The organism is Citrobacter sp. Cb080 (assembly GCF_030334745.1).
In the GTDB taxonomy this organism is placed as follows: Bacteria; Pseudomonadota; Gammaproteobacteria; order Enterobacterales; family Enterobacteriaceae; genus Citrobacter; species Citrobacter braakii.
This window is the reverse complement of the sequence record NZ_JAOWDG010000085.1, coordinates 1-14,786: the sequence shown is the minus strand read 5'-3', so window position 1 is coordinate 14,786 and position 14,786 is coordinate 1. Positions and strand designations below refer to the sequence as shown.

15 protein-coding genes, 1 tRNA gene and 1 pseudogene are annotated in these 14,786 nt (G+C 42.0%); 12 read left to right on the top strand and 5 right to left on the bottom strand.

The window, feature by feature from the left end; translation table 11 throughout:
- Positions 1–58 precede the first annotated feature (58 nt).
- Positions 59–823, bottom strand: coding sequence for a gluconate 5-dehydrogenase (gene idnO / locus OGV38_RS24120; protein WP_016151510.1), 765 nt, complete (start codon positions 821–823; stop codon positions 59–61).
- A gap of 11 nt (positions 824–834) precedes the next feature.
- Positions 835–1,878: an L-idonate 5-dehydrogenase gene (idnD, locus tag OGV38_RS24115; protein ID WP_049268592.1), complete on the bottom strand. Its 1,044-nt coding sequence runs from the start codon at positions 1,876–1,878 to the stop codon at positions 835–837.
- 217 nt (positions 1,879–2,095) lie between these two features.
- Here idnD and idnK point away from each other — a divergent pair, with 217 nt between their 5' ends.
- The gene (gene idnK, locus OGV38_RS24110; RefSeq protein WP_286475308.1) at positions 2,096–2,617 is read left to right on the top strand and encodes a gluconokinase; all 522 of its coding nucleotides are present in this window, start codon (positions 2,096–2,098) and stop codon (positions 2,615–2,617) included.
- A gap of 30 nt (positions 2,618–2,647) precedes the next feature.
- On the opposite strand, the gene ahr is transcribed toward idnK, so the two are convergent.
- A complete protein-coding gene (gene ahr, locus OGV38_RS24105) occupies positions 2,648–3,667 on the bottom strand; it encodes an NADPH-dependent aldehyde reductase Ahr (protein ID WP_016155584.1) in 1,020 nt (339 codons plus the stop codon).
- A gap of 220 nt (positions 3,668–3,887) precedes the next feature.
- Between ahr and OGV38_RS24100 the strand changes: the two genes are divergently transcribed.
- From OGV38_RS24100 to OGV38_RS24055, 10 genes and pseudogenes are all read left to right on the top strand, one after another.
- Positions 3,888–3,972 (top strand) — tRNA-Leu (locus OGV38_RS24100).
- A 189-nt stretch (positions 3,973–4,161) separates the two neighbouring features.
- Positions 4,162–5,412, top strand: a complete 1,251-nt coding sequence (locus OGV38_RS24095) for a tyrosine-type recombinase/integrase (protein WP_044068855.1) — start codon at positions 4,162–4,164, stop codon at positions 5,410–5,412.
- Positions 5,413–5,523: 111 nt separating this feature from the next.
- On the top strand, positions 5,524–6,333 hold the full coding sequence (locus OGV38_RS24090; protein ID WP_058677510.1) for a DUF6387 family protein: 810 nt from the start codon (positions 5,524–5,526) through the stop codon (positions 6,331–6,333).
- Positions 6,334–6,499: 166 nt separating this feature from the next.
- Positions 6,500–6,706 (top strand): helix-turn-helix transcriptional regulator, encoded by a 207-nt coding sequence (locus tag OGV38_RS24085; RefSeq protein ID WP_044068024.1) that lies wholly within the window; start codon positions 6,500–6,502, stop codon positions 6,704–6,706.
- A 20-nt stretch (positions 6,707–6,726) separates the two neighbouring features.
- The gene (locus OGV38_RS24080) at positions 6,727–7,026 is read left to right on the top strand and encodes a hypothetical protein (RefSeq protein ID WP_044068026.1); all 300 of its coding nucleotides are present in this window, start codon (positions 6,727–6,729) and stop codon (positions 7,024–7,026) included.
- Between the two features lie 295 nt (positions 7,027–7,321).
- Entirely contained in the window at positions 7,322–8,524 is a 1,203-nt protein-coding gene (locus tag OGV38_RS24075) for a tyrosine-type recombinase/integrase (protein ID WP_044068027.1), read from the top strand.
- Positions 8,517–9,827 carry a tyrosine-type recombinase/integrase gene (locus OGV38_RS24070; protein ID WP_044068028.1) on the top strand — a complete coding sequence of 437 codons (1,311 nt, stop codon included), beginning with the start codon at positions 8,517–8,519 and terminating at the stop codon, positions 9,825–9,827. Before OGV38_RS24075 ends, OGV38_RS24070 begins: the two co-directional genes overlap by 8 nt.
- A pseudogene (locus tag OGV38_RS24065) lies at positions 9,824–11,699 on the top strand (DNA-binding protein). The gene OGV38_RS24070 and the pseudogene OGV38_RS24065 overlap by 4 nt, the downstream one beginning before the upstream one ends.
- 14 nt (positions 11,700–11,713) lie before the next feature.
- Positions 11,714–12,100 carry a hypothetical protein gene (locus OGV38_RS24060; RefSeq protein WP_286475292.1) on the top strand — a complete coding sequence of 129 codons (387 nt, stop codon included), beginning with the start codon at positions 11,714–11,716 and terminating at the stop codon, positions 12,098–12,100.
- 96 nt (positions 12,101–12,196) lie between these two features.
- The gene (locus OGV38_RS24055; protein ID WP_044068032.1) at positions 12,197–12,622 is read left to right on the top strand and encodes a hypothetical protein; all 426 of its coding nucleotides are present in this window, start codon (positions 12,197–12,199) and stop codon (positions 12,620–12,622) included.
- Positions 12,623–12,674: 52 nt separating this feature from the next.
- On the opposite strand, the gene OGV38_RS24050 is transcribed toward OGV38_RS24055, so the two are convergent.
- Both OGV38_RS24050 and OGV38_RS24045 read right to left on the bottom strand, forming a co-directional pair.
- Positions 12,675–12,989: a hypothetical protein gene (locus tag OGV38_RS24050; RefSeq protein WP_044068033.1), complete on the bottom strand. Its 315-nt coding sequence runs from the start codon at positions 12,987–12,989 to the stop codon at positions 12,675–12,677.
- 19 nt (positions 12,990–13,008) lie between these two features.
- On the bottom strand, positions 13,009–13,395 hold the full coding sequence (locus OGV38_RS24045) for an SEN1984 family lipoprotein (protein ID WP_023339480.1): 387 nt from the start codon (positions 13,393–13,395) through the stop codon (positions 13,009–13,011).
- A 241-nt stretch (positions 13,396–13,636) separates the two neighbouring features.
- Here OGV38_RS24045 and OGV38_RS24040 point away from each other — a divergent pair.
- Positions 13,637–14,757 (top strand): IS3-like element ISSen4 family transposase gene (locus OGV38_RS24040; protein WP_096147877.1). Its coding sequence is split into 2 segments (ribosomal slippage): positions 13,637–13,895 and positions 13,895–14,757, totalling 1,122 coding nucleotides; the frame shifts between segments, so codons are not numbered across the junction.
- The last annotated feature ends 29 nt before the right edge of the window (positions 14,758–14,786 follow it).

Genomic DNA, 14,786 nt, shown 5'->3' with positions numbered 1-14,786 from the left:
TTTAGGGGTGGCCAAAAATGCAGCGCCTGGGCGCTGCGTGATGTTGCGTTGTGTTGCATCAGACGGCGACCAGCATGCCGCCATCGACAAACAACAGGTGCCCGTTAACAAAATCGGATGCTTTGGAAGAGAGGAAGACCGCCGCGCCAATCAGCTCCTGCGGATCGCCCCAGCGCGCGGCTGGCGTACGTTTGCACAGCCAGGCGGTGAAGGCTTCATCCTCGACCAGCGCTTTGGTCATCTCGGTTTTGAAGTAGCCCGGTGCGATACCGTTGACCTGGATATTGTGGCGTGCCAGCTCAACGCACATACCGCGGGTGAGCATTTTCACCGCGCCTTTCGAGGCGGCATACGGCGTGATGGTGTCGCGGCCCAGTTCGCTCTGCATGGAGCAGATGTTGATGACCTTCCCGGCCTGACGTTCCACCATGCGACGCGTTACTGCCTGCGAGACCAGGAACACCGCCGTCTGGTTAACGGCAATCACATCGTTCCAGTCCTGCTCCGGGAACTCGGTAAACGGATGGCGGCGCTGAATACCGGCGTTATTCACCAGTACATCGATTGGGCCAATGTCTTTTTCGATATGGTCGATGGCGGCATCAATGTCCTGTTTCTGCGTAACATTAAACGGCGCGGCAACGGCGCGGATCCCTTCCTGTTGCAGTTTGGCGACGGCAGCCTCTGCGCGCTCCGGCGTAATATCATTGACGATAATCTGCGCGCCATATTTACCCAGCCCGGTCGCCAGTAAATAACCAATACCCTGGGCCGAACCGGTGATCAGAATATTTTTTCCATCCAGTGAAAAAAGATCGTTCATTATGTTCTTCCTTATTTTGTTTCAGCAAAAACGAGCTGGACTTTCGCCGCCTGGGTTTTATCCCCGGCAAAGATCAGCGCCTGTTCAAGCTCGGTAAACGGATATTCAGCGCTGAGTAACGGCAGTGGATCGATAACGTTATTCGCCAGCCACGACACCGCGGTGTTGAACTCGGTGGTAAAGCGGAACGAGCCTTTGAGCGCGATCTCTTTGCCGATCAGCATCATCATCGGGAAGTCCGGCACCGCGCCGCCCATGCCAACCTGCACCATCACGCCTTTCGCGCGGGTGACCTCCAGGCAGGTGGTGATTGAGGACGGATGACCAGAGACTTCGAAGCTGACGTCGAAGTAGCCTTTCTCTTTTTTCCACTCATCGAGCGAGTCCTGCTGCGGGTTAATCAGCGTGTCAGCACCCATCTGCTGGGCCAGCGACAGCGAGCGCGGGCTGATATCAGCACAGACAATTTCTGCTGCGCCGAGCGTTTTCACCGCGCTGACGATCAGGCAGCCGATAGGCCCCACGCCGGAGATAAACACGCGCTTGCCCTGCAGGTCTCCTGCTTCATGCGCGGCGTGGATCGCGACTGCCAGCGGTTCGGCAAAGGCCATGACTTTTTCATCGGCGTGCTGGGGGTAGGGGATGCACTGCGCGGTATCGACGGTTTTAAATCGGGTAAAGCCGCCGTCAACGTGGGGAAAATACATGGCGCTGCCAAAAAAGCGCATTTCCGTGCACTGGTTTTCGTCGTGCAGCAGACAGTATTTACAGTGGCCACAGGGCTTCGACGGATTAATAGCCACCGACTGACCTTCATGTAATTCTTTTGAGTCGCTGTGCACCACTTTACCAATAACTTCATGGCCTAAAATCATCGGTGCTTTAACGGTAAAATTACCGACTTTTCCTTCCTGATAATAATGTAAGTCGGAACCACAAATTCCGCCGCGGGTAATTTGCACCAGCGTTCCTTTATTATTCCATTCAATATTTTGGTCGGTAATGGCAACAGTTTTCTTACCCGCGACAACGCAGGATTGGGTTTTGACTTGCATAAATGCCTCACTGGTCAGGTAGTAACCTCGGCAGCATTTAAACGGTTTTGATTGTTATTATTTGTGATAAAGATCACGCTGGAAAATTGTTACACTACAATGTTACGCATAACGTGATGCGCCTTGTAAATCTGCTCAGCCACGCCGAAAAAAGGTGAATTCTGCATTGTGGAAGGCGTAGTATCGCGCCATGGAATATGAATCTGGAGTTTTTTCAATGGCCGGGGAAATTTATATTTTGATGGGCGTTTCGGGTAGCGGTAAATCTTTAATTGGCAGCAAAATTGCTGCAGTATTATCGGCTAAATTCATTGATGGTGACGATCTCCATCCGGCCCAAAATATTGATAAAATGTCTGAAGGTATTCCATTAACCGATGAAGACCGACTACCGTGGTTAGCACGATTAAATGACGCTTCATACAGTTTATATAAAAAGAATGAGACCGGGTTTATTGTCTGCTCGTCATTAAAAAAACAGTATCGCGATATATTGAGACAGGGCAGTCCGAATGTGCATTTTTTGTGGCTGGACGGCGATTACGAGACCATTCTGGCGCGCATGCAGCGTCGGGCAGGGCATTTTATGCCGGTGGGATTACTCAAAAGCCAGTTCGATGCGCTGGAGTGCCCGCAGGAGGACGAACATGATATTGCCCGCATCGACGTGAACCATGACATCGAGCATGTGACGGAACAGTGCCGCCAGGCGGTGATCGCGTTTCGTAACGGGCAATAAGCTCAGCCCCTTGCGGGACTGAGCCTTGCATCAGAAGTCGGCTTTCAGCACCACGCGGTAGCGGGCTTTGCCGTCACGCACGTGCTGGATAGCGTCGTTAATTTGCGACATTGGGTACAGTTCGGTGGTGGGCGACACCTTGCTGCGCCCGGCAAACTTCATCAGCTTGCGCAGTTCGAACGGCGTACCGGTTGCCGAACCGGAGATGCTGCGATCGCCGGCAATTAAGGTGAACGCTGGCACTGGCAGCGGCTTCAGCACCGCGCCGACGGTATGGAAGTTACCACCGTAGGCCAGCGCTTCAAAATACGGCTGCCAGTCGAGATCGACGTTAACCGTGTTAATAATGAGATCGAACTGGCCCGCCAGCGCTTTTAGCGCATCCGGATCGCGGCTGTTAACCACCTTATCCGCCCCCATCGCCAGCACTTCCTGCTCTTTCGCCGGATTGGAGCTGAACGCGGTCACTTCGCACCCCATCGCGTGTAACAGCTTAATGGCGATATGCCCCAGGCCGCCGATGCCGATCACCCCAACGCGGCTGGTGGCGGTGATATGGTGCATCAGCAGCGGTTTGAACACCGTGATACCGCCGCACAGCAAGGGACCCGCCGCCGCCAGATCGATGCTTTCCGGCAGCGGGATCACCCACTGCCAGTCGGCCCGCAGTTTCTCGGCAAAGCCACCGCGATTGAGAATAGTGGGAACGGAACCTTCCAGGCAGTTAATCTGATTGCCGCTGATACAGGCGTCGCAATGCCCGCAGCTGCGCGCCGTCCAGCCAATGCCGACTCGCTGACCAACCTTCAGACCTTTATCTTGCGCCGCGCTGCCGAGCGCCGCCACGCGACCAATCACCTCATGCCCGGCAACCAGTGGATACTGAGAGAACCCCCATTCGTTGTCGATCATCGACAAATCGGAATGGCAGATACCGCAGTAATCGACCTGGACTTCGACATCTTCCGGCTTAAGCTCGCCCGCATCATATTCATAGAGTTCGAGTTCGCTGCCCGCCGCTTTTGCGGCGTAGCTTTTTATCATCGACATCGTGTTTCCCTCAGTGTGGTGTTGAACTGGAAGTGTAGAGCATGGGGAAACGGGACGCTTCGCAGAAGGGGGGATTAATAAGGGGACAAACTGTGACGATGGTTGCAGGTGAGAAAGGGAATGCTGAAATTTTCAACACTTAGCGAGTCAGGCACACGCTGGTGCTTGCATGGTGGCGCATGACAGGTATAATCCACAACGTTTTCCGCATCCCTTCCGTGCCGGAGTGGCGAAATCGGTAGACGCAGTTGATTCAAAATCAACCGTAGAAATACGTGCCGGTTCGAGTCCGGCCTTCGGCACCATACAAAGCTTTTTCCAAGTCTACTAACGTCTACTTTAGTCCATAAAAACAGTAGGTTAAGCAGGGTCTTGGCCTTTCTTAGTCTGTTCACGTCTACTTACTTCTATCCACATATACCAACGAATGATGGTATAACTGGTGGTATCTTCGGTTCGATTGATTTTGATACCAACAGCGGAGGTATCAACTGATGGCACTTACTGATATCAAAGTTAGGACTACCAAGCCCTCCGACAAACCTTTCAAACTCACAGATGGGCAGGGTATGCACCTGCTGATCAACCCCAATGGTTCAAAATACTGGCGACTCCAATACCGTTTCGATGGCAAACAGAAAGTTTTAGCATTGGGGGTTTATCCAATAGTCTCTCTTGGTGAAGCTCGCAGGAAACGAGATGAGGCCAAAAAGTTGGTATCTGATGGTATCGACCCTTCCGAGAAGAAAAAAGCAGACAAGATCGAGCAGAGCGAAGCTCTGACATTCGAGGCTGTCGCAAGGGATTGGCATACTGCCTGTAAAAGGAAATGGTCTGATTCCCACAGCGAGAGAGTTCTAAAAAGCATGGAAGATGGTCTCTTTACTGCTATTGGTAAAAGAAAAATATCCGAACTTAATACCAGAGATCTTCTTGCCCCTATCAAGGCTGTTGAAGCTTCCGGGCGATTGGAAGTTGCTTCCCGATTACAGCAAAGAACAACGGCAGTGATGCGATATGCTGTCCAGAACGGGCTGATAGATTACAACCCTGCTCAGGAGATGGCAGGAGCTATTGCGGTAGCAAAAAGAACCCACCGACCGGCATTACCGTTTGATCGCTTCTCTGAACTCCTGGAGCGAATTGAAATATTCAAAGGTAGAAAGCTCACGAAGTTAGCCGTAAAGCTTACATTGCTCATTTTCATTCGTTCGAGTGAACTCAGGTTTGCTCGTTGGTCAGAGATAGATTTCGACAATGCCATGTGGACTATTCCTGCAGAGCGAGAGCCATTACCCGGAGTGAAACATTCGCATCGTGGTTCGAAAATGCGAACTCCACACCTTGTTCCTTTGAGTTGTCAGGCATTGTCTGTGTTGATGGAAATTAAAGAGATCAGCGGTGACCATGAACTCGTGTTCATTGGCGACCATGATTTCAGAAAGCCCATGAGTGAAAATACGGTAAACAAGGCTTTGAGGTCTATGGGCTATGACACAACCGTGGAGGTCTGTGGACATGGATTCAGAGCTATGGCTTGTAGTGCTTTGATTGAATCCGGCTTGTGGTCGAAAGATGCTGTTGAACGGCAAATGAGCCATCAGGAGCGTAACTCAGTTCGTGCTGCCTACATACATAAAGCAGAGCACATTGATGAGCGAAAGTTAATGCTTCAATGGTGGGCCGATTACCTTGACCTCCTAAGAATACGACAAGTTTCACCATTTGATTTTAAAAGGATTTAACTATGAATAAGTAGTTAAGTAATCGCTCTCCCTTATCAACTTTGTTAAGGGAGAATTAATTCAAATATGCAGTGTTAACTCATTCAAGCTTTGAATACAGTGGAGGGATTAATGAAAGTAGTAAGCCCTTATGAAGAATTAAAAAGCTGGTTTAGTCTCGAAAACTATGAGCAGTTAAAATCACTTACAATCAAAGAACTGCATACTGAGCTTGCCTTTAGAGAAGCGATTTTCGACAGTGTAAATTTTGGATGGGAAGATGATAATCAAAATTTAAGATCTATCCTTGAAGGTAATCCTATTTTAAGCACACAAGATAATAATCATGGTCATTTTGGCAAGGGCCAAAGACATGTTGCGCAGGTTAGCTTCGGTGATATAAAAAAATTAGAGAACAAGTTAATAATGTTTAGCATGGATTTTTTTGAAGAAAATGGCGATTTCAAAAAAGAGTTGAAAAAGAAGCCAATAACAAAAACTATGAGAGACTTTTTCCTTAACCAAAATAGCAGCAAGATGTATGTTTCATTTGATTTAGGAATGTCCAGCGATGAAGAAATTATAACAGCCTTACAAACGATGCTACCCATTCTCAGGAAAGAATATGAAATTGAGCCAGTAAAAACAGAAAAATTTGGACTGGCAAAAATAAGAAAGCTTGTCGATTACAATATTATCCCAATGATGGACCTATTGATTTGGGCAAAATTTAAAAAAGTAAAAATCTCAAATATGGTCTTGTCTCGTGTCTTGTATCCCGACTTTACAAGTGAGATCAGAGGAGAAGATCACATTAAAGATACAGACAGGCCTGTTGCAGAGAAGTCATTGAATGGAGAAACAACCCGTAGTCTCGAATACTTTATCAGCAAAAACAGCCATCTCCTCAACATACCGATTTCTGAACTCGGCTCTTTCTAGTTGTAAATCATCATGTTAATTGTCAAGGGGAGGGCGTAAATATTTTTCTTCCCCAGAATTTCCTTTCATTCTTCCCTCATCTAACTTTTCAGTTATCAGCATTCCCTTCATAGATACAAATCTGTGTGGCTAATATCTCCGTAACGGAAACGGAGGAGACAGCCAAATGAATACAATCAATCAAAGCTTAATTCGTTTACCAGAAGTCTTGAAACGAACTGGTTTCGGCAAAGCCTGGATCTATCGTCTGATCAGTGAAGGTCGGTTTCCGGCACCAGTGAAGATCGGTGTTCGTGCCGTTGCTTTTGTCGAGAGTGAGATTGATGCCTGGATTCAGTCTGTTATTGAAACAAGTCGAAATAATGTTGCTTAGTTAATTTGGGGAGACATGTTATGAATATCGAAGAATTTGTGAGTGAAGATAACCATATGTGCAATTTAGGCGATGATCTTTTTTACAAGATCTTCGAGTTGGAGGCAATCTATGATTTACCTGATAATGAATTTAACAGAAAGATTGTTTACTGGTTAAGCCAGTATTTAGTAGGGAATCTAAGGAAACCGTTAGATGAGATCTCTGAGCTTAATGCTTCCAAACGGATATATGTTTACGAGACCTGGTTCTCGTTAATTAAATGCCCTCATGAAATGAAACTTTTGGCGAAGCGGATAATTCTATATCTATTGGATTAATAAATTTTTATGAAAATGTAAGGTTTGGATGAATATTCTTGCTTAAAACTTTACAGAATAACTTACATTATTTTTATGACCGTTTATTCGCAAGGCAGTGAGATAATTTTCGAGGTATTAGGTGTACATAATTTAAACTAGATCTACCAGATGATAATTTGACAAGAATAATCGTCTATCTCACTGTTTTAATTTAAATTAAAACCTTAATCTATCCAAATAAATTTGTAAATCTACGAAATTCTTATTATTAATATATTGGAATTATACTTTTTGTAAAGTTTAGGAGGAAAATATGTGCAGTATTTGTGTGGATTCTTTTATGTTTGAAAATGGTGAGAGATATTGTCATGTCGTAAATAAAGATACTGGTGAACCATTGTATTATCCAAACTTGTATATAACAACACAAGTCAGGAATCGGTCAGAGTCTATATCAACAATGAAGGTTATTGCCGGTAGCATTTCATTGTTATATCGATTCTTTATGATAAAAAATATCAATATTGATGAGAGAATCCAGAAGAAGCTGTTTCTCGCTCCTCATGAAATTGAGGATTTGATTGAATTTACTTCATTAAATTTCCGATATGGAGGGGATGGTAATTTTAGGATTTTAAATGTCAAAAAACCAACTAAGTATTTTCGCATTACAACAGTAGCTAACTATCTTGAATGGTTGTGCAAAATACTTCTCTCACATGCAGGTCAGGAAAATACTATCAAGGAGGTAATGGCTTTCATTAACAACATAAAAAGAAAGAGACCAAGAAATAATGATAAATATAATATGGAAATCGAAAAGAGCTTAGACAAAGCACAACTGGATTCTTTGTTTAGCATACTTTCGCCAGGGGGTAACTTGAACCCGTTTAAGGAAAAAGTGCAAAAAAGAAACAATCTAATATTTCTTCTATTACATTGCTTTGGTTTGAGGGCAGGTGAACTTTTGAATCTGCGTATTGGAGATATCGATTTTGCAGAATCAACAATCGCAATAAGAAGGAGAGCAAATGATAAAACAGATTCACGAGTTTATCAGCCATTAGTGAAGACTTGCGAAAGAAAATTAATTGCTGATACAAAACTTATATATGAAATTTCAGATTATATTTTGAATGATCGCAGGAAAATTAAAAATTCTAATAAGCATGATTTTTTGTTTATTACCTATAAGGAAGGGAAGACTCAAGGGCAACCTCTGTCATTTTCCTCATACCATAAGATAGTTAGTATTGTTCGTCAATCCTCGTCACATCTAAGTGGATTAACAGGTCATAAACTCAGGCATACATGGAATTATGAGTTTTCGAAAGCAATAGATAAGAATCAGGAAATATCCGATGAAAAAGAACAGCAAATTCGTTCTTATCTCATGGGATGGCGACCCGGTTCAGATACTTCAATAATTTATAATCGCAGGCATATTTTTGAGCTATCGAAAAAAACTGCACTTGAACAACAAGAGCAATTATTCAAGGGAGGATTTGATGAATAATTTAATCAAATATAACTCTGATAAAATGTCTTTGCATGAACATAAAATCGTCAGTTCGATTGAAAACAATGGAATCAAAATTAGAGAATTGATATGTGTTATGAATGAAAAATTGGTTTGTGGATTTGTATATACAGTACAATATTATTTTAATAGTAACAGCTACTTGTATGTGAAAAGTATTGTTAGGAATATGGAGAATCTTATCAGTAAACTTTCTCCTACTTATATTGATGATAAGGTTCTAATTGAATATCAAAATAAGCAATTATCAAAAGCCCCAGCATCATTTCGCGTTTTACGACCATTTTTGATTAAATGGTTTGAGTTTGGATATCCTGGAATAGATGAAAGTGCAGTAGACCTGTTAAAGCATTTGGACCTAAAAATAAAAAAATCTGGTCAGTCTGTTTTACAAGATGATCCAACAAAGGGCCCACTAACTAAAGAGGAACATACTTCCTTGAACACGGCTATGAATCATGCATATAGAATAGGTGTACTGTCACTGTCAGATTATGCAATATCGCTATTAATGAGTCTGACAGGTAGAAGACCTCAGCAGTTAGTTATGTTGAAATATAAAGACCTTCTTCAAAAGAACTTAGATAATGGTAAAGTAGAATATTTAATTTCAGTACCACGAGTTAAACAAAGGGGTAAACAACTACAATATCGAGAACTGCCAATAATCTCAGAGGTTGCATCAATTGTTCAACTGCAAGCTAATCAATCCGTGAGGTTTGTTGAGCAAACCCTTGGTAAAACTCTTGATGATTATAACAAAGGCAAGGTTCCAGTTTTCTTGAACGAGGAAATACTGCTTGATTTAGCCATAATAGATTCTAATTTCCTGGAGTCTAATAAAATATATGCAAAACCAACAATTGCTAATACAGCATTGAAGAACATTATTAATACTGAGAACTTAATTTCAAATCGTACAGGTTCTCTACTTAATGCTACTCCTCGCAGGCTTCGCTATACGATAGCAACCATGCTGGCTAGAGAGGGACATAATGCCAATACTATAGCTGAATTGTTGGATCATTCTTCTACTTCAAGTACGGGAATTTATATTAAAAATCTTGCTGGAAGTGTTGAAAGAATTGATTCCGCTGTTTCAGAACAATTGTCATTTGTCGCGGATATTTTTATGAATGGAATAAAGTCTAAAGAGAAAAAAGATTTCAAATTTTGCTCTTCGAGAAAATGCGAAAGTCAGAATTTAAATGCAAGTTTCCCTTGTGATAAATGTGTTTTCTTTATGCCAGTTGATATTGATGAGGTAAATGCCCAATGAACAATATCATTTTATTTAAGTCTAAAAAACAACTTACGGCAGAAAACAATTATAATCAATTCATAAAATTTTGTCGCTATCAACTATCTGGGCTAACCCAAACTCAGGATTGGGAAGAATATGTCTGGAAAGGGTATGTAACCTTTAGAAAGATAGGGGTTGGACATAAAGCATTTAACTCAAAAGATGCAATGCATGAAGATTTTCTTGATTTTGCAAAAGCATATATCAGATATCAACACTCATTGAAACCCTTGAAAAATTATGGGGCTACAATGATGGCCTTGAGATGTCTCGAACAGTCTCTTTTGCAAGTTCTGAACAGTGGTCTCATTTATAATGTTACAGCCGTTGTTTTTGATGAGGCATTGCAAATCGGAAGTAAATATTTTAAAGGTAATGTCCTCGCTCAATGTGGGATACAGCTTGAAAAATTATCAAAATTTATATGTGAACATAACCTTGTGAAATCAGGATACATATCCTGGAAAAACCATGTGAAGCAGAAGGTCAAAAACAACTATCTTCCTGAGATTGAGGACTATCACAGAAACGATAAGTTACCGGATGAATCAGCATTACTTGCCATTGCTGATATTTTTTCTAAAAATGATGAGCTACTGAGTCCAAGGGATAAATTCACCAGTTCAGTATTTGCACTTCTGCTTTGTTGTCCGAGCAGAATTTCTGAGATTTTAGCCTTACCTGCTGATTGTGAGATTACACAAAAAGATGATAAGGGTGTCGAAAGATATGGTCTGAGATTCTATTCGGTTAAGGGGTATGGCCCTAATATCAAGTGGATTCCACAGGTTATGATACCAGTTGCGAAGAAAGCGATTAGGAGACTGCTTTCCTTATCACAAAATGCAAGGGAATTAGCTCAATGGTGCGAAAAATACCCTGATAAATTTTACCGACATGAACTTTGCCCAAAAGTTGATGAAAAATTAAAGTTGACTGTTGTACAGGTTTGTCATGCACTTGGCTACCCTTTACATGATCGTAAATCATGCGTTCTAAAAATTAAAAGAACGAGTTTGGATGGTGGGAAAAGTTTCTTAAACTCCAATGATTATAACTATTCATTGAGTGACCTATGGGAAATGATTAGCTCAGGTTTTAGCAGAGACTTTCCTTGGTATGATGAAGAAAAATCTATAAAATTTAGCAATGCCTTATGTTTATTGATCCCTCGCCAACTTTCTTTATCACAAATGAGCGATATCTATTCATTTTATAAACCTACTAATGGATTCTTTTTTAGAGACATACAAGATAAAACAAGTCATGAGTCTGGATTTAAAAATATTTTCGCCCGATACGGATATTATGATGATGAGGGTAAACCACTACATATTCGCTCACACCAACCACGGCACCTATTAAACACAATAGCCCATTATGGTGAAATGTCTGAGCTTGATATAGCTAAATGGTCTGGTCGTATCAATGTGAATCAAAACAGAGTTTATAACCATGTGTCGGAAGAAGATATGTTAGATAAAATTAGAGCTATTAAATTGAACAAGAGTAATTATTGTAAAATGGAGTCAATTCCCTCAAATGAATCGCCAGTTGATTTTGATAACCTTTATCAAGGGGCAATTCACTTAACAGAATTTGGTTACTGTGTGCATAACTATTTGGTTCAACCTTGTTCTAAAATCAATCAGTTTGTGGAATATAATAATGAAACACTGAACATGAAATCAGTAGATAGAATTAGACTGCAATCTGTCCGAGAGAAAGTAATACAATTGATAAATATAACTCAAATCGCGTTTGAAAATGGTGACTTTGGGGCTGATAAATGGTTGCAACACCACAAAAAAAAATTTGGAAAGAATTAATAAACTTTTAAATAATTGAAACAGGAGATACATATGGCAAAACATTTGAACAGGAGCGAAATAAAGATAATTACAAGTATTATACTGACTTGGGACGGAAAAATCACATGGAGTGATTTATGCAACTCTGTTTATAAGCATCTAAACAGAACCATCACAAGGCAATCATTAAGTGCTCATAGTGAAGTTGTTGAAGCATATAGAACAAAGAAGAACTTGCTCAACTTGAAAGGATCAGGCTTAAAGAAACCAGCTAACTTAACTATTGCGGCACAGCAAATATTAAACCTAAAAGCCGAAAATGAAATGCTAAAAAAACAGAATAATAGATATAAAGAACAATTCAGCTATTGGCAGTATAATGCATATAGACATGGTCTTAGTATGGAACAATTGAATAGGCCATTCAATAAAAAATAATAGTTGATAGGTTACACCTATTGACAAGTTAAATAAATGCGATAAATATAAATATATGGTCAGGAAGACTATTTAACTAATGCAAGGATGCATTTTATGGACAAAAGCAACATCAATCCAGAATTTACTCTGGAAGAGCAACTTATCATTATCATCGATAAGTATATCTCAAAAAGATACCAGCCAGGCGATAAAAGTTTCTCATGCCAGCTATACTTAATTTTTGTAGGATACCATCTAAAATATTTTTACCCTAAAAATATTTATTCTAGATCTAATCGTAATATTGATAACATAATGGCTATGTTTAGCTCGGTATACAAAAGTCTGACAAGCAATCTACTACAACGATTAAATAACAAAGAAGGGGTTCTAAGAGAGCTAAACTCGCTAGTTAATTTCATAGATAACAATCAGGAAAAAGCAGAACAAATCTATGCTACTGTCAGAGCACAATATGAAATGAAAGTAATTGAAAAAGAGTTAATCCATGAAGTTCGCGTGAGAACCGTAAGATTATAGACAATAAAAAGCCCCTATGCAGGGGCTAAAAGAGACTTCTCGATATAAATTACTACTGAACTTCTTTCCAGACACCATCAGCTTTCACAAGCTTAACAGGCTTTGTTTGTTTCATGTTGCTAATTGAAGCATCGACAATGCAGTTGTAAACATTGTTTGCTTCTTCTGTGCAACTTAGTTTCTTAACATAATCTATTCTTAAAAGATCTTTTTCGGGAATACTTGAGTTCAGAGTTTTCATGCTTGCATTTGATCTATCTACAACACTTTTGAAAGCATTGTATATGTCTTTTTCAGAAGGTTCGGAATTACAGGCTGTTAATAGAAAAGTAGAAAGGATAACTGCGAGAATTGAGTATGTTTTCATTTTCTTGTCCAGGAAACGATTAATTAAGAATGCCAGATTTTGTATTGTTATTATCAGTAGAGAATGTCCACTTGCTTACGGTTTCTCCATTGAAGTCGATTTCGAGAGTTTTAGACTGAGTCTGGGAACCGCCAGTTAGCAAACCGACAACAGGGATAAAAGTCGAGGCATTGAACTGATTGTTATACATGAAATATCTCCATTGCTCGTTGCCATCGTCAAGAGTCGTTCTGGTGTCAGGCTCACCAAGTTGAACAAGTAGCTCTGCCTTAGTTGTTTTGTTTTTAATTATTTTCGATTGAAGGCTTTGAGCCGTTTCATTTTTGATTTTTTGGTTCCCTGATGTTGAACAGCCAGAAATTAAAAATATTGCAATGAAAAAGGAGGTTACAATAAATTTATTCATTTTATCTTCCTTATTATATTTGATTAGGGTTAGCTTTTATGTGTGAAAACGGCTCTGTGTGCAAATTTCTTACGTAAATAGAATCTTAAAGAAATTGCTGATGCAAAATAGATAACGACAGAAAATATAAAACTTTGACTGACAGCGAATATGAAGAAAGCTATCGCCAATGACCTGCTCCCCGTTGATTAGTACACCCCGATGTTAGTAATGTCTTCATAAGCCACATGAGGACATCCCCATGAAGAAGCGTTTTTCCGACGAACAGATCATCAGTATTCTCCGCGAAGCCGAAGCTGGGGTACCCGCCCGTGAACTCTGCCGCAAGCATGCCATTTCCGATGCCACGTTTTACATCTGGCGTAAGAAGTATGGCGGTATGGAGGTGCCTGAAGTTAAGCGCCTGAAGTCGCTTGAGGAAGAGAACGCCAGACTCAAGAAGCTGCTTGCCGAAGCCATGCTGGATAAAGAGGCGCTTCAGGTGGCTCTTGGGCGAAAGTACTGACGACAGACCAGAAGCGGGAAGCCGTGATGTTGATGTGTGATGCGACCGGTCTGTCGCAACGTCGTGCCTGCAGGCTTACAGGTTTATCCCTGTCGACCTGCCGCTATGAGGCTCACCGTCCGGCTGCTGATGCGCATTTATCAGGGCGCATCACTGAGCTGGCACTGGAGCGCAGGCGTTTTGGCTACCGTCGTATTTGGCAGTTGCTGCGCCGTGAAGGGCTTCATGTTAATCATAAGCGCGTGTACCGGCTTTATCACCTCAGTGGCCTGGGCGTAAAACGCAGAAGACGTCGTAAAGGGCTGGCAACAGAACGTCTGCCGCTGCTCCGTCCGGCGGCGCCCAATCTGACCTGGTCGATGGATTTCGTCATGGACGCACTTTCCACCGGTCGCAGGATCAAGTGTCTTACCTGCGTCGATGATTTCACAAAGGAATGCCTGACGGTCACTGTTGCCTTTGGGATTTCAGGCGTTCAGGTCACGCGTATTCTGGACAGCATTGCACTGTTTCGAGGCTATCCGGCGACGATAAGAACTGACCAGGGGCCGGAGTTCACTTGCCGTGCACTGGATCAATGGGCCTTTGAGCATGGTGTTGAGTTGCGCTTAATCCAGCCGGGCAAGCCAACGCAGAACGGATTTATTGAGAGCTTTAACGGACGATTTCGCGATGAATGTTTGAATGAGCACTGGTTCAGCGATATCGTTCATGCCAGGAAAATTATTAATGACTGGCGGCAGGATTATAACGAATGCCGCCCGCACTCCACGCTGAATTATCAGACACCGTCTGAATTTGCAGCGGGCTGGAGAAAGGGTCATTCTGAGAATGAAGATTCCGACGTTACTAACTGAGTGTTGTATCTAATCGTGGGGGCAGGTCA